The sequence below is a fragment of the Pseudomonas sp. AC136 genome, from assembly GCF_979258585.1.
Genome location: NZ_OZ409865.1, coordinates 2,246,780 through 2,264,097, shown reverse-complemented (window position 1 = coordinate 2,264,097; position 17,318 = coordinate 2,246,780). Strand labels below are relative to the sequence as shown.

At 60.4% G+C, this 17,318-nt stretch carries 19 protein-coding genes and 3 tRNA genes; 8 read left to right on the top strand and 14 right to left on the bottom strand.

The genetic code is table 11. From position 1 onward, the window contains the following. Positions 1-10 precede the first annotated feature (10 nt). A complete protein-coding gene (gene amn, locus ACZZZU_RS10275; RefSeq protein WP_241000574.1) occupies positions 11-1,483 on the top strand; it encodes an AMP nucleosidase in 1,473 nt (490 codons plus the stop codon). 197 nt (positions 1,484-1,680) lie between these two features. Here amn and ACZZZU_RS10270 read toward each other — a convergent pair whose 3' ends face one another. Beyond that, complete coding sequence (locus tag ACZZZU_RS10270; protein WP_463550512.1) at positions 1,681-2,715, bottom strand: MBL fold metallo-hydrolase; 1,035 nt, start codon at positions 2,713-2,715, stop codon at positions 1,681-1,683. A 93-nt stretch (positions 2,716-2,808) separates the two neighbouring features. Further along, a complete protein-coding gene (gene ahr / locus ACZZZU_RS10265) occupies positions 2,809-3,837 on the bottom strand; it encodes an NADPH-dependent aldehyde reductase Ahr (protein WP_463550511.1) in 1,029 nt (342 codons plus the stop codon). Positions 3,838-3,979: 142 nt separating this feature from the next. Here ahr and ACZZZU_RS10260 point away from each other — a divergent pair, with 142 nt between their 5' ends. After that, positions 3,980-4,588, top strand: a complete 609-nt coding sequence (locus tag ACZZZU_RS10260) for a pseudouridine synthase (RefSeq protein WP_463383768.1) — start codon at positions 3,980-3,982, stop codon at positions 4,586-4,588. Between the two features lie 80 nt (positions 4,589-4,668). On the opposite strand, the gene ACZZZU_RS10255 is transcribed toward ACZZZU_RS10260, so the two are convergent. Continuing rightward, positions 4,669-4,872, bottom strand: coding sequence for a DUF2788 domain-containing protein (locus ACZZZU_RS10255; protein WP_122452341.1), 204 nt, complete (start codon positions 4,870-4,872; stop codon positions 4,669-4,671). Positions 4,873-4,990: 118 nt separating this feature from the next. Continuing rightward, positions 4,991-5,470: an Lrp/AsnC family transcriptional regulator gene (locus ACZZZU_RS10250; RefSeq protein WP_122494463.1), complete on the bottom strand. Its 480-nt coding sequence runs from the start codon at positions 5,468-5,470 to the stop codon at positions 4,991-4,993. 593 nt (positions 5,471-6,063) lie between these two features. Between ACZZZU_RS10250 and ACZZZU_RS10245 the strand changes: the two genes are divergently transcribed. Next, positions 6,064-7,155 carry a DUF6515 family protein gene (locus ACZZZU_RS10245; RefSeq protein WP_463550510.1) on the top strand — a complete coding sequence of 364 codons (1,092 nt, stop codon included), beginning with the start codon at positions 6,064-6,066 and terminating at the stop codon, positions 7,153-7,155. 59 nt (positions 7,156-7,214) lie between these two features. Here ACZZZU_RS10245 and ACZZZU_RS10240 read toward each other — a convergent pair whose 3' ends face one another. Continuing rightward, positions 7,215-7,547 (bottom strand): PilZ domain-containing protein, encoded by a 333-nt coding sequence (locus tag ACZZZU_RS10240; RefSeq protein WP_122452344.1) that lies wholly within the window; start codon positions 7,545-7,547, stop codon positions 7,215-7,217. 9 nt (positions 7,548-7,556) lie between these two features. Further along, positions 7,557-9,926, bottom strand: a complete 2,370-nt coding sequence (locus tag ACZZZU_RS10235) for a DUF1631 domain-containing protein (protein ID WP_122494457.1) — start codon at positions 9,924-9,926, stop codon at positions 7,557-7,559. Positions 9,927-10,131: 205 nt separating this feature from the next. On the opposite strand from ACZZZU_RS10235, the gene ACZZZU_RS10230 reads away from it, so the two are divergent. From ACZZZU_RS10230 to ACZZZU_RS10220, 3 genes are all read left to right on the top strand, one after another. Next, positions 10,132-10,207 (top strand) — tRNA-Asn (locus ACZZZU_RS10230). Between the two features lie 10 nt (positions 10,208-10,217). Continuing rightward, positions 10,218-10,294, top strand: a tRNA-Pro gene (locus ACZZZU_RS10225). A gap of 5 nt (positions 10,295-10,299) precedes the next feature. Next, a tRNA-Lys gene (locus ACZZZU_RS10220) sits at positions 10,300-10,375 on the top strand. Between the two features lie 177 nt (positions 10,376-10,552). Here the strand turns inward: ACZZZU_RS10220 and ACZZZU_RS10215 are convergent. From ACZZZU_RS10215 to ACZZZU_RS10200, 4 genes are all read right to left on the bottom strand, one after another. Further along, positions 10,553-11,851: an NAD(P)/FAD-dependent oxidoreductase gene (locus tag ACZZZU_RS10215; protein ID WP_463550509.1), complete on the bottom strand. Its 1,299-nt coding sequence runs from the start codon at positions 11,849-11,851 to the stop codon at positions 10,553-10,555. Between the two features lie 63 nt (positions 11,852-11,914). After that, positions 11,915-12,088 (bottom strand): DUF3094 family protein, encoded by a 174-nt coding sequence (locus ACZZZU_RS10210; RefSeq protein WP_122494453.1) that lies wholly within the window; start codon positions 12,086-12,088, stop codon positions 11,915-11,917. 41 nt (positions 12,089-12,129) lie between these two features. After that, positions 12,130-12,624, bottom strand: coding sequence for an MOSC domain-containing protein (locus ACZZZU_RS10205; protein ID WP_463550508.1), 495 nt, complete (start codon positions 12,622-12,624; stop codon positions 12,130-12,132). Further along, positions 12,621-13,250, bottom strand: a complete 630-nt coding sequence (locus ACZZZU_RS10200; RefSeq protein ID WP_122494449.1) for a DUF1780 domain-containing protein — start codon at positions 13,248-13,250, stop codon at positions 12,621-12,623. Before ACZZZU_RS10200 ends, ACZZZU_RS10205 begins: the two co-directional genes overlap by 4 nt. 152 nt (positions 13,251-13,402) lie before the next feature. Between ACZZZU_RS10200 and ACZZZU_RS10195 the strand changes: the two genes are divergently transcribed. Both ACZZZU_RS10195 and ACZZZU_RS10190 read left to right on the top strand, forming a co-directional pair. Further along, the gene (locus ACZZZU_RS10195; RefSeq protein ID WP_463550507.1) at positions 13,403-14,083 is read left to right on the top strand and encodes an energy-coupling factor ABC transporter permease; all 681 of its coding nucleotides are present in this window, start codon (positions 13,403-13,405) and stop codon (positions 14,081-14,083) included. Between the two features lie 109 nt (positions 14,084-14,192). After that, positions 14,193-14,408: a hypothetical protein gene (locus ACZZZU_RS10190; RefSeq protein WP_463550506.1), complete on the top strand. Its 216-nt coding sequence runs from the start codon at positions 14,193-14,195 to the stop codon at positions 14,406-14,408. A gap of 3 nt (positions 14,409-14,411) precedes the next feature. Here the strand turns inward: ACZZZU_RS10190 and yacG are convergent, their stop codons facing one another. From yacG to ACZZZU_RS10170, 4 genes are read right to left on the bottom strand one after another with little or no spacing between them, the layout of a single operon-like run. Continuing rightward, on the bottom strand, positions 14,412-14,618 hold the full coding sequence (yacG, locus tag ACZZZU_RS10185; protein ID WP_463550505.1) for a DNA gyrase inhibitor YacG: 207 nt from the start codon (positions 14,616-14,618) through the stop codon (positions 14,412-14,414). After that, a complete protein-coding gene (coaE, locus tag ACZZZU_RS10180) occupies positions 14,615-15,226 on the bottom strand; it encodes a dephospho-CoA kinase (RefSeq protein WP_463550504.1) in 612 nt (203 codons plus the stop codon). The genes yacG and coaE overlap by 4 nt, the downstream gene beginning before the upstream one ends. Next, positions 15,223-16,095, bottom strand: a complete 873-nt coding sequence (locus ACZZZU_RS10175; RefSeq protein WP_463550503.1) for a prepilin peptidase — start codon at positions 16,093-16,095, stop codon at positions 15,223-15,225. The genes coaE and ACZZZU_RS10175 overlap by 4 nt, the downstream gene beginning before the upstream one ends. Positions 16,096-16,099: 4 nt before the next feature. Then, complete coding sequence (locus ACZZZU_RS10170) at positions 16,100-17,317, bottom strand: type II secretion system F family protein (RefSeq protein WP_463550502.1); 1,218 nt, start codon at positions 17,315-17,317, stop codon at positions 16,100-16,102. Between the last annotated feature and the right edge of the window lies 1 nt (position 17,318).

Sequence of the window (17,318 nt, the reverse complement as noted above, 5' to 3'; positions counted from 1 at the left end):
AAGGCCGATCGTGACCAGCAATACCGACAGTTTTGTTATCGCCCACACCCCCGAAGACGCCGTAGAACGCCTGGCCGAGTTGCATCAGCGGGCCGTGGATGGCCTTAGCCAGGCGCTCAAGGCGTACCTCAAAGATCGGGTCAAACCGGACCCGAGTCAGCGCGGTCTGTTCCGCTACCCCGAACTGCGCCTGACCTACCTGTGCCAAGGCGAAGTGCCAACCACCGTGCGCGCCTACGCCAAAGTGCAGGTGCCTGGCACTTACAGCGTGACCGTCACCCACCCGGCGGCGTTTCGTAAGTACCTGCTCGAACAACTGCGCCCATTGATGAACGACTTCACCGTGCAGGTGGAAGTCGGCGTGAGCCAACAGGACATTCCGTACCCCTACGTGGTGGAAGGCGGCGATGAACTGGCCGGTTCGGGCGTGACCGCAGCGGAATTGTCGCGCGTGTTCCCAAGCACCGATCTGTCAGCCGCCACCGACGGTATCGCCGACGGCTTGTACGATTGGCAAAACATCGACCCACTGCCGCTGGCCCTGTTCGACGCCGCTCGGGTGGACTTTTCCCTGCGCCGGCTGGTGCATTACACCGGCAGCGACTGGCGCCATGTGCAGCCGTGGATTCTTCTGACCAACTACCACCGCTACGTTGACCAATTCATTCGCCACGGCCTGGCGCAACTGCGCGACGACCCGCGCTTTGTACGAATGGTCTTGCCGGGCAACGTGATCATTGAGCGCGGTACGTCCGAAGAAGACGCGCAAGCGGTTGCCGATGCCGTGGTGTGGCACCGTTATCAAATGCCGGCTTACCACCTGATCGCCGCGGATGGCCATGGCGTGACGCTGGTAAATATCGGCGTGGGCCCCTCGAACGCGAAAAACATCACCGACCACTTGGCCGTTTTGCGCCCGCACTGCTGGCTGATGATTGGTCACTGCGGCGGCTTGCGTCAGTCGCAAACCATTGGCGACTACGTGCTGGCCCACGCCTATATGCGCCGCGACGGCATTTTGGACCGCGTGGTGCCGCCGCACGTGCCGATTCCGGCCCTGGCCGAAGTACAACTGGCGCTGCAGGAAGCCGCCGCTGCCGTTACCGGCGAAAAGGGCGAAGCGCTGAAACGGCGTTTGCGCACCGGCACGGTATTGACCTACGACGACCGCAACTGGGAACTGCGCTGGGCCCAGGAACGGCCGCTGATCAACCTGGCTCGCGCCATTGCCGTGGACATGGAAAGCGGCACCATCGCCGCCCAGGGCTATCGGTTGCGAGTGCCGTACGGCACGTTGTTGTGCGTATCGGACAAACCGCTGCACAGCGAAATCAAACTGCCGGGCGCGGCGGGCGCGTTCTACGAGCGCGCGGTGAACCAACACCTGCACATCGGCATCGCCGCCCTCGACCTGATGCGCACTCAGCTCGACTCACTGCACTCACGCAAACTGCGCAGCTTCGACGAGCCGCCGTTTAGATAAGGCGGGAGCTGAAAAAACGCCGTCATTCCCGCGAAGGCGGGAATCCAGAATCTCCAAGGGAACCCACAACCGTGGACATTCCCCGCTCGCGAACGACCAAGCCGCTCACACAGGATAAATACCGCCCCTGTGGGAGCGGCTTCAGCCGCGATGCTGTTGAAATCACCGTCTCAAAGCGTTACCCACCGAGGGCATGCTCAAGGAATGGCCCACGAATCCCCCGGCTGCGGCACGCGAAAGCTCTGCGGGTCCACGTCCTGCTCCTGCAACGCCGCCGCCAGATCCGCCGGCGGGGCGAACTGCCCTTCATCGGTGAGGCGGAAGGTGCCGAAGTGAATGGCCATGCTGTTTTTGGCCTGCAATTGCCGGTGCGCCTGCACGGCGTCGTCGGGGTTCATGTGATGGTCGCGCATAAACCAGCGTGGCGCGTAGGCGCCGATCGGCAAAAGCGCGAAGCGCATCGGCCCGAACCGTTCGTTGATCAATTTGAATTCCGGCCCCAACCCCGTGTCGCCGGGGAACAGCAGCGGACCACTCGGTGCTTGCAGCACAAAGCCCAGCCACAACGTGTGGTTGGTATCGCTGCGGGTGCGTGACGACCAATGCTGCACCGGCACGCCATGCACGCTGAGGGTCGGGCTGATGGCCAGTTCCTGCCACCAATCAATCTCTGCCACATCGGTAAAGCCGGTCTGCTTGATCAGCGTGCCGTTGCCCAGGCCGGTGACCACTTTGGCCGTCGGAAAGCGCAGCGCCAGTTTGCGCAGGCTTTCCAGGTCAAGGTGGTCGTAGTGGTTGTGGCTGACGAGAATCAGGTCAATCGGCGGTAACTGCTCGATGCTCAGCCCCGGTTGCTGGAAGCGTTTCGGGCCAATAAACGTGAACGGGCTGACCCGCTCGGACCACACCGGGTCCGTGAGAACGTTCAGGCCCTGATGCTGCAACAGCACGGTGGCGTGGTTGATATAAGTGGCTTGAAGCGCATCGCCCATCACCCGCTGCGCCAGCACGGGCGGTGTTTTTGCCGCCGGTTGGCTGACCCAGGCGTCGGTGCGCTCGCGGTTGAGCTGCCACTTGAGCAGGTCGCGCAGGCTTTTTTCCGGGGTGGGTTGAATGTTGCGGAAGCGCTCGCCATCGAAGTGGTCGCTGGTGGGGCCTTGGTAGGCGGAGTTGTTACAGCCGGCCAGGGTCAGCAGGCTCAGTAACCAGGTCGGGCGGAGGTTACGTGGCATCGACGAAACTCGCGGGGGAAGATGCAGGCAAACCTAGCATGGCCGCTTGGGTTTGCCTGCTCCCTTACATGTTTTGCAACTCAACGCAGCGCGTTATTTGCTGGCGTCGAGCACCACGCGGTAACGGGCTTTGCCAGCGCGCAGGTGATCGATGGCCTCGTTCACTTTGCTCATGGGGAACATTTCCACCTGAGGCACGATTTGATGACGGGCGCAGAATTCCAGCATTTTCGCCATATTGGCCGGTGAGCCTACGGGCGAGCCGGAGATGGCTTTTTGCGCTGGAATCAAGCTGAACACGTGCACCGGAATTGCGCTCGGCACGATGCCGACAAAGTGCAACCGGCCACGGCCACGCAAGGTGGCGAGCAGGCTGTTCCAGTCGAGGTCGGCGCTGGCGGTAACGAGCAGGAAATCCAGAGTGCCGGCGATCGCTTTCATCGCCGCGCTGTCGGTGGACGCGACAGCCTTGTGCGCGCCCAGGCGCTGGGCTTCTTCCTGCTTGCTTGGCGAGGAGGTAAACGCCGTGACTTCGCAGCCCCACGCATTGAGGAATTTCAGTGCCAGGTGACCGAGGCCGCCGATGCCAACCACGCCGACACGGTCGGTGGGTTTGATGTCCAAGTCCACCAGCGGGCTGAACACAGTCGAGCCGGCGCAGAACAGCGGGCCGGCCAGGCTTGGGTCGATGGCCTCTGGAATCGGAATGGCCCAGGCCCAATGGGCACGCAGGCGATCAGCGAAGCCGCCGTTGCCGCCAATGATGGTCGGCTGCACGGTGCGACACAGCTGATGCGAGCCTTCCATGCAGGAGGCGCAATGCATGCAGCTGCCTTTGTTCCAACCGATGCCCACACGCTGGCCAAGTTTGAGGCCGCGCACCTGGTCGCCCACGCGCACCACGGTGCCGACCACTTCATGGCCGGGAATGAACGGATAGCGGGTGCGGCCCCATTCGTTGTCGATCATCGATTGGTCGGAGTGGCAGATGCCGCAGAACTCCACCGCCACTTCAACATCTTCGGCGACCAGCGGGCCTGGATCGTATTCATACGATTGCAGCGGGGCTTTGGGCGCGGTAGCGGCCCAACCGGTGAACTTCTCGACCTCGGACTTGCTCATGCAAGGATTCCTTGTGGGTTAGACGGCGCAACGCAGCAGCATAACCATAGACGGCAAATGATGAAGCGAGATAAGCCCGGTTGATGGTGCGTGCATGGCCTCGCGTTACACTGTGCAGCCTGCTCGTTGCCCTGGATTGTTCATGTCGCGCCCACCTCGTCCCGCCCGCCCAGCTCCCCGCCGCGTCGCCAAAGCGCCGCCGGCTGAGCCGACGTTGTTGCTGTTCAACAAGCCGTTCGACGTGCTGACCCAGTTCAACGATGAGCAGGGCCGCAGCACGCTCAAAGACTTTATTGCGGTGCCCGGCGTTTACCCGGCCGGGCGGCTGGACCGCGACAGTGAAGGGCTGCTGCTACTGACCAACGATGGGCAGCTGCAAGCGCGAATTGCCGACCCCAAACACAAACTGGCGAAAACCTATTGGGTGCAGGTCGAAGGCGAGCCGACCGAAGCGCAGCTGCAACAATTGCGTGATGGCGTGACCTTGAATGACGGACCGACCTTGCCGGCTGAAGCGCGGCAACTGGCCGAACCTGAACTGTGGGAGCGCAATCCGCCGGTGCGGTTTCGCAAGAGCATTCCGACGTCGTGGTTGGAATTGGTGATCAGGGAAGGGCGCAACCGCCAGGTGCGTCGTATGACGGCGGCGGTAGGGTTGCCGACGTTGCGGCTGGTACGGGTGCGGATTGGGCCGTGGAGTATCGAGGGGCTGGGGTTGGGGGAGTGGAAGGCAGTTGAGGCGCGGCTTTGAGTCGTTCGTCGTAGGTTGGGCGGTGCGCGTGGCTCAGCGAGCGCGACCAACCCAACCAGCGCGCAAATTCTTGCTCGGCTCTAGAAGCCTTCCAGGCTTCCAATCACCACGGTCTTGATGATGAAGCCCAACACGCCCAGGCCGAGGGCGAGGAACAGGATCATGGTGCCGTAGCGGCCGGCTTTGGATTTTTTTGCCAGGTCCCACACGATAAAGGCCATGAACATCACCAGGCCGCCGACCAGGATGATCATCATCCACTCTTCAAACTTTTCCGGTTCCATTACAACCTCAGGTATTCGTCAGACACATACGTACGGCCACACGCCTCAAGGGCGGGCCTTGGCGGGCGATTATACGTCAGCCTCCAGGCCCGTGGCCGCAGGTTGTCGGGGCAAGCGTTTAGCTGCGCAGGTGTTGTAACGGCAGTTGGGTGCTGGAGATTACCTGGTTGAGCACGAAGCTCGACCGCACGCTGGTCACGCCTTCGATGCGCGTGAGCTGGCCCAGCAGGAATTTCTGATAGTGGTCCATATCCGGCACCACGACCTTCAGTTGGTAGTCGGCGTCCATCCCGGTTACCAGGCAGCACTCCAGCACTTCCGGGCATTGGGTAATCACCGCTTCGAAGTGCTCGAAACGCTCGGGCGTGTGACGGTCCATGCCGATGTTCACGTACGCCGTCAGGCTCAAACCGAGCTTCTTGCGATCCAGCAGCGCCACTTGGCGAAGAATGTAGCCGTCATCTTCCAACTGTTTGACCCGGCGCGAGCAGGGCGAGGGCGACAGGCCGATGCGTTCGGCCAGTTCCTGATTGGAAATGCGCGCGTCGCGCTGTAATTCGGCCAGTATGTTCAGGTCGTAGCGGTCTAGGTTGTTCAAGATGGCGCCCCATTCGGTGTTAATTGCGCGACATGGTGCGTTAGGAGCTAAAGATTGCGCAAGTGGCGTATCGATCAGCAATATTCGCAATCCTGTGTCGCACGGTCAGGCCTACACTTTCCTTCAAGTTAAATGACCCGGACGCAAGTCCAACTGGCCCGCTCAATCAGGCGCGCCAGAGCCGCCGATCCCACCGGGTCGCCTCGGCAACCGGGTCCGCACTGCCCAACCAGGCGGGCGAGACAGGCGGCGACACAATCGCCAGCAGAGGACAGAAATGGGCCCCCCTGAGGGCCCTTTTTTTTTGTGTTCCTAAGCGATCGGCTGCGCGTCGGCCTGGCTGCGTTGGAAACCAATTTCCAATGCTCATGGGCTACAGCCCACTGCGCTTGTAAATTGATTTCCGCCTTGCCAGACCTAGCTCGCTCGATCTGGAGCGGCGGGGCGGCGGAAATCTTTTTTGGTTGTGCTTCCTGTTCTGCAACTCCGCTAGTGGCCGTTGTCGAAGTGGTTACCGATGGGCTACAACTGCCAGCCGTTGTGCAATACGGGTGGCAGGTGTGTCGCGGTCTTTCCTCTCTGGAGTAACAGGCATGAAGTCGCAGTTGTGGCGTCTGGCAGGTGTAGGCGTTCTTTCCCTGGCGATGGGCGCCAATGCGCTCGCCGATGACGGGCCGGATGTGCGTTCGGTAATGGGCGGCAGTTCGCAGCGTGATCAGGGGCGCGGCAACAGCGGCGGCAATCAGGGCGGGCAGCAGCAAGCGCGTCCGCAGCAACAACAAGGGCCGCAAGGCGCTGCCCGGACGTTGGGGGCCAGCAGCCCGTTGCAGCGTGATCGTGATGATCGCGGTGGCAATGGGCACAACGGCGGCTACAACGGCGGCGGCTATAACCAGGGTGGCCATAACCAAGGCGGCTATGGCAATCAAGGCGGTTACAACGGCGGCGGATACAACCAGGGCGCCGGCCAGAACCATAACGGCAATGGCTACAACGGTGGTTATAACAGCGGCCACAACGGTGGCGGGCGCGATGATGACCGCAACCGTCCGAGCAACAACGAGCAGCGAGGTCCGCAGGGTCCGGCCCGGCAGCTGATCGTTAAATCACCGCCGCCGCCGAGCAATCAGTGGCATGGCGGGCGTCCGGGCGGCGGTTGGGGGGCAGGGCCGCGCTGGCAGCCGGGCTATCGGGTAAACACCATTCCTTCGGGCCGTTGGCGCGTGCCGCACGGCGGTGTCGACTATTACTACGCCGACGGTTACTGGTACCGGCCATATGGCCCGAGCTACATCGTCGTCACGCCGCCTTACGGCGTTCGGGTGCGCACGCTGCCCTCGTACGCCGAGCAGCTGTGGATTGGCAGCGCGCTGTATTTCATCGCGGCTGGCACCTATTACCTGTACCAGGCCGACCGCCAGGAATATGTGGTCACCAGTCCACCCGTTCAGGTGACGAGCAACAACGGCTGGCAGGGCAACGGTTACGACGTGGTGGCGTATCCGGCGCGCGGGCAGAGCGAAGCGCAGTTGGCGCAGGACCGCTACGACTGCCATCGCTGGGCCGTGAATCAAAGCGGCTTTGATCCCTCGCAAGCCACCTATGCGCCGGCGCAAAACGTGGCGGACATCTACCGCCGCTCGCTGGGTGCCTGCATGGCCGGGCGCGGTTACAGCGTGAATTAGCCTTTCAGCGCACACAAAAAAGCCCCGCAGTTGTCGGGGCTTTTTTATCGGCTGACCGTTTACAGGCGCTTGAGCAACCCTTCGAGCAGCACGGCTTGGTCTTCGGCCAAATCGATGATGTGGAAGCCCGACCAACAATGCTGACCGTCGGCGCCCGGGCGGCTCCACAGACAATCCGCACCCAGGCGAACTTCGGTCAGGCCTTCGACTGGCGGGTAGGAAACAAGGCGGCATTCCAGCAGCGCATCGGCTTCTTGCGGGCAGTCACCAAATAGCATGAAGCCCTCGGCGGAGAGATCCACTACGCGGCCCAAGTGGCGCTCGGTGTGCAAGTCGTACACTTCCAGATGCAGCTCTGCGGCGTGTCGGCTGTGCTGGCGACGATCGTCCATTACGGCTCCTTAACTGTTGTCGGCGCGACCGGTGAAGCGTTGCAACACCCGGTAGATGGCGGTCAGGGCGCGGTCCACCAGCGGGGCCTCGCGTTCGGTTTGGAGGATGCGAACCAGACCTTGTTCCATCTCATTGGCTAAAATCGTCAGCGGTTTAATCGCCACGCGCTGGCCGCTGTGGTCGACGAACATGTAGTTGTGCGTGGTCGGGCTGAACCATGACAGCTTGAGGTTACGCACCTGCGCGCCGTCGATAAATTCAAACCAGGTACCGAACTCGATACGGCCCAATTCCTTGGCAATTAGCTGAGCCTGGTGCGACAGACCCGAGGCTTGCGGGGCGATGGTCGCTAACGCGGCGTCCTCGCCAAGCATGGCGCCGAGCGGGCTTTCCGGCAGCACCGGATTGAGCTTGGCGGCCACTTGGGGCTGCTTGGCCTGCACCGCATGCTGGCAGGCGACGATGTCTTGAAGTAAGCGGCGGATGCCGTCTTCGTGATAGCCGCCGAGAATCTCCAGGCCTTTGCGCAGGTCTTCCAGAAGTTGCACTCGAATCGACTGCAAGCGTTCCTGACCGGCTGCGTTCAGCGGCGTGCTGCTCCAGGCAAGCTGCTCGGCCACATCGCTGTAGCGTTGCCACTCGGGGCTGCGTTCGCCGTGGCGCAGCAGCACAAATACCAGCGCGTCGGTCCAGGTGAGTTCGAGAAAATTGCGAATGAGCGGTGGCGGCTGACGGTTGGCTAGCGCGCGAGCAATGATGTCCACCGCTTGCTGGCGCGCACCGAGCAATTTGTCGCGACCTTTGGCGGCTTCCACCGCACGCCGCTCCCGCAGCGCCACCTTGTGTTGCAGGTTGGTGGTGAACTCGTTGAATTCTTCGAGCAGGCTATCGAACAGTTTCAGCTCGCCGTCGAAACCCTGAATGACGCGTTCGACCACCCAGTGAATTTTCGCCAACAGGCCACGGTCGTCTTCTTCGCCGCCATACAGCACGCCGGCCTGGGCCATGGCGTTGAGCAAGCGTCGCGCCGGGTGATGGTGTTGGGTGAACAGCGCCTTATCCAGCAGCGCCACTTTCAGGTAAGGCGTGTGCAGGTGGGAGAGGGCGGTTTTGCAATTGTCTGGCAGGTTTTCGTCATCAAGGATGAAGTCGAACAGCATGCCCACCAGGTCGATTACATCCGCTTCCTGGTCCGACAGTTTTTGCTGGCCGGGTTCGCTGCTGTGAGTTTCCAACTGCTGCTGCAGATCGACTTTGAAATCTTCGACTTGCTGCGGACGTTGCAAACGCTGTGAGAAATCCAGCGCCGACTGTTGCTGCAAACGGTTCAGTGCGTCGAGCAGGTCGCTGGCCGCGTAGGTACGTGTCGCGCCGCTGGGGGCGAAGCTGGCGATACTGCGCGTGCCGCCCAGAAGCGGCGCATCGACGTTGTAATGCCGGCGCTCGCCAAGCAAGGCAGCAAGGCTACTGAACAATGCGGTTGGGTCGGTCGGCTCCGGGCCAGACGCATCGTAAGGCACGCGTGCGGCTTCGGCGCTAGGTACGGCGGCCGAGGCGGCGGGCGCTGTGCCGGCGGGTGCCGGTTGCGCATTGCGCACGGGCTCGTTGGTCGCTGCGGGCGCTGCACTGGCCGGCTCACGCGGCGCCGTTGGGGCGCGTCGGGCATCGGGGGTGCGTTGCGGGGCGTACTTGAGGTTGGGCAAAACGCCGGCATCGATCAGGCGCTGGTTCATCGCTTCATACAGACGGTCGAGGCTCTGCATGACGTGGCGATCAAACAACATATAGAGGATGGTTTTGATCTGCGGCGGAAACGGCGTGGGCGCCAGCGCTTCGCGAAACGCCTGGGCAATCGCGCGCGGACCGAATGGGTTGTTGTCTTCGCCCAGCTTCTGGCCGTTGTTCAACACTGCCAGCCGTTGCTCGAGTGCGAACAGCGGCTCGGCGCAGCGGGCTTTGACCCGGCTGACCATATTGGTGACTTGCAGACTCTCTTCGTAATCTTCGTTTTGAATCAACGACAGATCTTCAGCACGCAACCCTGTCGCGTTCGCTTCGGGCTCGAGCGTGCCTTCAAGAAAATTAGAGAAGTTTTGCGCCACGCGCTGGTGGTAGCTGCGCTCGATTTGCGGTCGCTGCCGACGAATTTCGCGCATGTTGTCGAAAAACAACGACTGCACTTTATTGTTCTCGGCTTTCTCGGCGCATTCAAACAACGTGTCATCAACCTGCCCGAATACCCCAGTGAGGTGTTCGGCCAAACGATTCATCGCGAGCTTGCGGCAACCCTGCACCAGGTCCCCAAAACGCGGTTGAATTCCGCGGCTGGCAAGCGTCTGGTGGGTTCTCGATGGTGGGGGTACGTCCTGCGTGCTCATGGACTGTCCTGTTCAAGCCAAGCGGCTTATGCATCCTGCGGCGATCATATCTCACGCAAACATAGAGTGGCGATCACGTCGCTGCAAATCATTGTCTTAAAAGCTATTTAGGGGGTTGACAGGGTCGCGGATATCCTTAAAATGCAGCGCCTCGATACGGCAAATGGCTAACGCCAAATGACGTAAAGAGATGGAAGCAAGTAGTTCCGCGATAGCTCAGTCGGTAGAGCAAATGACTGTTAATCATTGGGTCCCAGGTTCGAGTCCTGGTCGCGGAGCCAATCTTTCAACCGGGGTATAGCGCAGTCCGGTAGCGCGCCTGCTTTGGGAGCAGGATGTCAGGAGTTCGAATCCCCTTACCCCGACCATTTTTGGGTCGTTAGCTCAGTTGGTAGAGCAGTTGGCTTTTAACCAATTGGTCGTAGGTTCGAGTCCCACACGACCCACCATTTTTGGCTCTTGATGTTTGAAGAGTTAAATCTTAGGTAAAGCGCTTAGCGGCGTGGAACCAACAAAAAAGGCGTCCTTCGGGACGCCTTTTTTGTTTGTGTTTTTTAAAGCCGCCGCATTCGACGGCGGCGCGTGGCAGGCGTGGGCAGAGCTTCGCCCACGCCTGCATCTCGTTGTCAGTGCAGCTTTAAACGTGGCTCCGTCCCACGTCCGATTCGGTCGCTGAGCATCAGCATCATGGTGCGGAACACGCCATACAGCGCCATCTGATGCATGCGATACAGCGACACGTAAAACATCCGCGCCAGCCAACCTTCCAGCATCACGCTGCCGGTGAGGTTGCCCATCAGATTGCCCACCGCCGAAAAACTCGCCAGCGAAATCAGCGAGCCGTAGTCTCGGTAGCGATAAGCCGGAAGCGCTTTGCCTTCAATACGCAGCTTCAGCGATTTGGCCAATAGGGACGCCTGCTGATGCGCCGCCTGCGCGCGAGGCGGTACGTTGCGGCCGTCTTCGCCTTGCGGGCAGGCGGCGCAATCGCCGAAGGCAAAAATATTGTCGTCACGCGTGGTTTGCAGAGTAGGGCGCACTTGCAACTGGTTGATGCGATTGCTCTCCAGCCCATCAAGGTCTTTCAAGAACTCCGGCGCCCGAATCCCCGCCGCCCACACCTTCAAGCTGGCCGGAATCTCTTGGCCCTGCACCGTTTTCAAACTGTCGCGCGTCACCTCGCTGACCGCTGCGTTGGTCAGCACCGTTACGCCGAGCTTTTCCAGGGTTCTATGCACCGGCTGGCCGATGCGCTCCGGTAGCGCGGGCAATACCCGCGGTCCTGCTTCGATCACGGTAATGCGCATGTTTTCCGGCTTGATTCTGTCCAGGCCGTACGCCGCCAACTCATGGGCGGCGTGGTGCAACTCGGCCGCCAGTTCGACGCCCGTGGCCCCGGCACCGACGATGGCTACGCTGATTTGTCCTGTGCTGTCCGCCTGATTGGCGTGGGCGCGCATGTAGTGATTCAGCAATTGCCGGTGGAAGCGTTCGGCCTGCACGCGGGTATCGAGGAACAGGCAATGCTCGGCCGCGCCTGGCGTGCCGAAGTCGTTGGTGGTGCTGCCGACCGCAATCACCAGCGAGTCGTAATCCAGCGTGCGCGCCGGTACGAGCTCTTCGCCGTGTTCATCAACGGTGGCGGCCAATTGAACTTTCTTCGCGGTGCGGTCCAGCCCCTGCATCCGTCCCAACTGAAACTCGAAGTGGTTCCACTTGGCTTGGGCGACATAGTTGAGCTCATCTTCGGACGAGTTCAACGAGCCGGCCGCGACTTCGTGCAGCAGCGGTTTCCAGATGTGGGTGAGGTTGGCGTCAACCAGGGTTACGCGCGCGATGTCGCGTTTACCCAAGGTTTTACCCAGGCGGGTGGCAAGCTCCAGGCCGCCGGCGCCGCCGCCGACAATAACAATGCGATGGGACATGGTGAGTTCTCACAAGGCTTTTAAGGATTCGGGGAAAAGCCGGCAAGGCGAGCGCGAGGCAGCTCATAGCACTAACCGGCTGAGTAAGCGGCTGAGAAGGCCCAGACCAATAACCGAGACCAACACGATTGAAAGCAAAAACCACGGACGGAACGGCCGGCGCTCGACTTGGTGATGCGGCGCGCTGAGGTGCTGGTCGACGCGTTGCTGGTCGTCTGGGCTGAGTCGGCTGGTCATGGCAGGCCTCGTTTGGGATAAATCCATTCTAGTCGTGGGATTTAATCTGGCTCAACGTAAAGCGTGTCCTGCAAACGAATAATCCCACCCTCCAGCACACGGGCGGTAATTCCGCCGTGTCCCCGCGCAGCCTGAAACGTGCCACGCCCCAAGCGTTGTTCGAGGCGGGCACAGGGCTGGCACCAACCGGTGGTTTCCAGCAGTGCCTGGCCCAAGCGGAAGCGCCGGTTCTTCAGGCTGAACAGATTGATGCCGCTCACCGCGATGTTGCGGCGCATGTCGGCCGGCGTGATCGCTTGCTCGGCGGGCCGACCTAACAGCGCGCTGATGACCGCCAAGTGCTCCCATTGAATCAGCGTCACTTGCCGTGCGTTGCGCGGTCCGGGCCGGCTGTGGTCGCCGGTCAAGCCGGCTTCTCGCCGTGCTTCCACTGCATCCAATTCGATCATCGGCTCGCGCGAAACCGGTCGCACACCAATCCAGCGAACCTCGCCGTGTTGCGGTACGTCGGCGATGAGTTCCAACAGCTGACTCATAGACTGATTCCAATATCCAACAGCACCGTGCGGCCAAGGTTGATGCGCAGAAAATCGGGCGCGCCGGGATGGGCGAACAACACCCGAGCGAAGTTCGGTCCTAACACAGACAGCGACCGCCAGCCCTGGTGCAGAAATTCGGTGGGAGGCGGGAAGGCGCTGTTGAAATTGGTGATCTCACGCTTGAGGTTCACGTAGGCGAGCATGTCGAGGTTGGCCACGTCGATACCGCGTTCGCGGTAGCTCGCGGTCTTTTTGCGAAGGGTCGGCGCTAACCGGTTATGCAGTTCGGCGGCGGTAATTTTTTTCGGCCGGGGCTCGTGCTCGACCAATTGGCTGAGGGAATACGCGTTGCGGCGCCGCTCCAGCTCCTGCCGCCATTCATCGTTAAGGCGGCGGCCTTCATCCAGCACGAAAAACACCTCGAAATGGGCGTCGTGAAACAGCACATCAGGCGGGTCTTTTTCAGCGGCGCTGAATTCTTCCAAGCGATGCGGCACATTCAGCGCCTGCAAAAAACGCCGGCATACCCAGCGCTCCCGCTCCCATTTCTGGGCGTTGGAAAGCAGGGCGTTGGCCTGTTCGGCTTGGTCGGTCAGTAGACGCAGGTAGTCGGAATCATCCATGCCCGCCAGTTTAGACGTCTGACAAGGCCGGTGTAGACTGCGATTTCGCCTAGGCAGGAGTCCTCTATGTCGATTCGCCCCGCGCTGCTTACTCGCCGTGCCGCATTACGCGGGCTGGGGAGCGTTCGCGTGTTCGCAGAGGACGTGCCGTCGTGATCGCCGCCGAGTTGCTATCCACCACTACGTTGACGGCCGGCTGGCTGATTTATCTGCTAGTGCTGGCATGGGCCGTATTTCGTTCGCCCTGGCTGGAGCTGTTCAGCGACACGCGCCGCCAGCACTTGCTGTTCGGCACCGTGCTGGGCTTGTTTGTGCTGTGGTTGGTCAGGCGCGATTTCGACGTGGGCGTGTCATTCCATTTTATCGGCATGACAGTCGTGACCCTGTTGCTCGACTGGCCGCTGGCAATCGTCGGCGGCCTGGTCGCCCAGCTCGGCTTGCTCGCCATTGGCCGGCAAGACCTAGCGGCCATCGGCGTGAACGGTGTGTTGCTGGTGCTGGTGCCGGTATTGGTCACCGAGGTGTGCGCGCTGTGGGTAGAGCGCCGGCAATCGCAGAATCTGTTCGTCTATATCTTCTGTTCCGGCTTTTTTCCGGCCGCGTTGGCCGCACTGCTTTGCGTGCTGTTGGGCCTGTGGGTGCTGTGGCTGGACGGCCGCTTTCCGATGCCGTTCTGGCTGGAAGACTTTGTCGGCTACCTGTGGCTGGTGATGTTTCCGGAGGCGTTTATCAACGGCACGCTGGTCACTGCGCTGGTGGTGTTCAAACCCGAATGGCTCGAGACCTTCAACCGCGATCGCTACCTGCAAGCGCCGTGGAACGATGATGAGTGATTCGCCGTTTTTATAGCGCTGCGCTGCTTGATCACGATCAGTTTTCGCGCCGAGCACGATTGTCACGCTCCAGCCCAGCCGCACCGGCATAAACCGAGGAGATCGCGAGATGAGTGCACACGCATGGGCCACACAGCAGCTGCAGCGCAGCCTGGAAGACGCTGGCACTCAAGGGCTTGAAACGAGCTTGGCGTTGAGGGCAATGCTCAGCGCGGTGATCGAACAGAGCAAGCACCACCGCAGCCCTGCGGACCTGGCACAGGAACTGCAGTTTCTCGCCGATAACCTGGACGACGACCGCGACTACAGCTTTATGCGGCCCTGAAACTCAGTGGCGTTGCGGCGGAACGTCGAAATCGCTGGAGAAGACGTCGTCTTCCACAGGGTCGCCCGGAATCGCATGTTCGCCGGACGCCCAGGCGCCAAGGTCGATCAACTTGCAGCGTTCGCTGCAAAACGGGCGAGTGACATTCTTCGGCGTCCATTCGACGGGGGCGCCGCAGGTAGGGCATTTAACGATGGGAGCAGGGCTCATGGCTGGCCTCCATGAAGAGTGAGATAGAAGCGGTGCAAGCGTTCAACTTCGGCTTGCAGCCAGGGTAAATCGCGGTCATTGAGCAACACGTCGTCCGCATGTTTCAAGCGGTCCTCGCGCAAGGCCTGGGCCTTGAGAATCGCATGGACCTGCTCCTGGGAGGCGCTATCGCGCAGCATCGTGCGCTCCAGTTGCAGGCTTTCGGGGGCGTCGACCACCAGCACTCGTTGCGTCAGCTTGTATTGACCCGACTCGATCAACAGCGGCGAAACCAGGATGGCGTACGGCGACGTGGCGCTCGCCAAGCTGGCCATGATTTCTTCGCCAATCAGCGGATGCAACAGCGTTTCGAGCCAGCGGCGTTCTTCCGGCGCTTGAAAGATAAGGCCGCGTAACGCCGTGCGATCGAGTTCTCCATTGGCTTGCAGCACCTGCGGGCCGAAGTGCTCGACGATGGCAGCCAAGGCCGGCTTGCCCGGCTCAACCACCCAGCGCGCGGCGTGGTCGGCGTCGACGCAGTGGACGCCTAGATCGATGAAGTGCTGCGCGACGGCGCTCTTGCCACTGCCGATGCCGCCAGTGAGCCCAAGAATCCAGGGTGTAGTCATTTAAATCCGGCGATTTGCAGATAGGTGCCGGTTATTTGATCACCCCAGAGCAGCGCAATCCAGCCGGCAATTGCCAGGTAAGGGCCAAAGGGAATCGGTGTGCTGGTTTCAGCGTTACGCAAACGCAGCATGATCACCCCCAACACCGCGCCCACCAGCGAGGACAGCAGAATCGTCAGCGGCAACACCTGCCACCCGCCCCACGCCCCGAGCATGGCCAGCAACTTGAAGTCGCCATAGCCCATGCCTTCCTTGCCCGTCACCAGCTTGAACAGCCAATACACCGACCACAAACTCAGGTAGCCGGCGACTGCGCCGAACAATGCGTCCTGCGCAGTGGCAAACAAGCCAAACTGATTAACGATCAAGCCGACCCACAACAGCGGCAACACCAACGCGTCCGGTAGCAACTGGTGGTCCGCATCAATCAGGCTCATCGCCAACAAACCCCACGTCAGCAACAGCATCGCGCCGGCTTGCCAAGTGAAACCGAAATGCCAAGCGACATAAGCCGAGAGAAAGCCGCAGGTGAGCTCGACCAAGGGGTAGCGTTTGCTGATCGGAGCTTTGCAGGAAGAGCATTTGCCGCGCAGGGCGAGCCAACTGACGACCGGAATGTTTTCCCATGCTTTGATTTCGTGGTTGCAATGCGGGCAGCTGGAGTTGGGCAGTATCAGGTTGAACGTTTTGCCCTTCGGCTCTGGCGGCAGCTCCAGAATTTCCCGCGCCTGGTTTTGCCAATCGCGCTTCATCATCACCGGCAGGCGATAAACCACCACGTTGAGGAAGCTGCCTACCAGCAGGCCGAGGATTAGGGTGCAAAAAACAAAGGCCAGCGAATCGCTGGCCAGGAGTTGGAATAGAGACATGTTTTTAAACTACGGCACCCAACTGGAAGATAGGGAGATACATCGCTACGACCAAGCCGCCAACCAAGACGCCGAGAATCGACATGATCAGGGGCTCCATCAGCGCGGTCAGGCCGTCTACGGCGTTATCTACTTCGGCTTCGTAATACAGCGCGACTTTGTCGAGCATCATATCCAGGGAACCGGACTCTTCGCCGATAGCTGTCATTTGCACAGCCATTGATGGGAACACGCCGGTCGACTTCATCGAGAAGTTCAGTTGCATACCCGAGGTCACGTCCTGCTTGACCTTGTTTACTGCGTTTCTGAAAACAATGTTGCCGGTGGCGCCAGCAACTGAATCAAGGGCTTCTACAAGTGGTACGCCGGCAGCGAACGTGGTTGCCAAAGTGCGGGCATAACGGGCAACGGAAGACTTGTAAATGATATCGCCGACGATGGGGGCCTTCAGGAGTGTGCGGTCCAAGCCATTGCGGAATTTTTCGGAGCGCTTATTGATCTCGATAAATCCGACCACTACCACAACGATACCGATCAGAAAGAGATACCAAGTTTCGGTTAGCCCTCGCGAAAGATTTACCACCATCTGGGTAAAGGCTGGAAGTTCAGCACCAAAGTTTTTAAACACCGACTCAAACTGCGGCACCACCTTCAGAAGAAGAATGGCGGTCACGATCACGGCAACACACACAACCGCGATCGGGTAGTTCATTGCCTTTTTGATCTTTGCTTTCAGTGCTTCAGTTTTTTCTTTGTAAGTAGCAACGCGGTCCAGCAAATTTTCCAGCGCACCGGCTTGTTCACCAGCGTCTACTAGATTGCAGAACAAGTCATCAAAGTACATCGGGCGGGTTCGCAGTGCGGCAGCGAAACTATTACCGGCCGCGACGTGCTGTTTGATCTCATCCACCAGCTTGCGCATGTTGGGGTTGTCGAGCCCTTCGCCAATGATGTCGAAGGACTGCAACAGCGGCACCCCAGCCTTCATCATGGTCGCCATTTGCCGAGCAAACAGCGCGATATCCATGGGCTTAATTTTTTTGCCGGCACTGAACAGGGAAACCGGTTTTTTGCGCACCTTGGTCGGGTTGATGCCCTGCTTGCGAAGTTGTGCTTTTACCAGTGCAGGATTCTGGCCGCTTGTTTCGCCCTTCAGCTTGGAGCCTTTACGATCAGTGCCTTCCCAGGTGAAGGTGCTGGTTTTTAATGCTTTAGCGGCCATG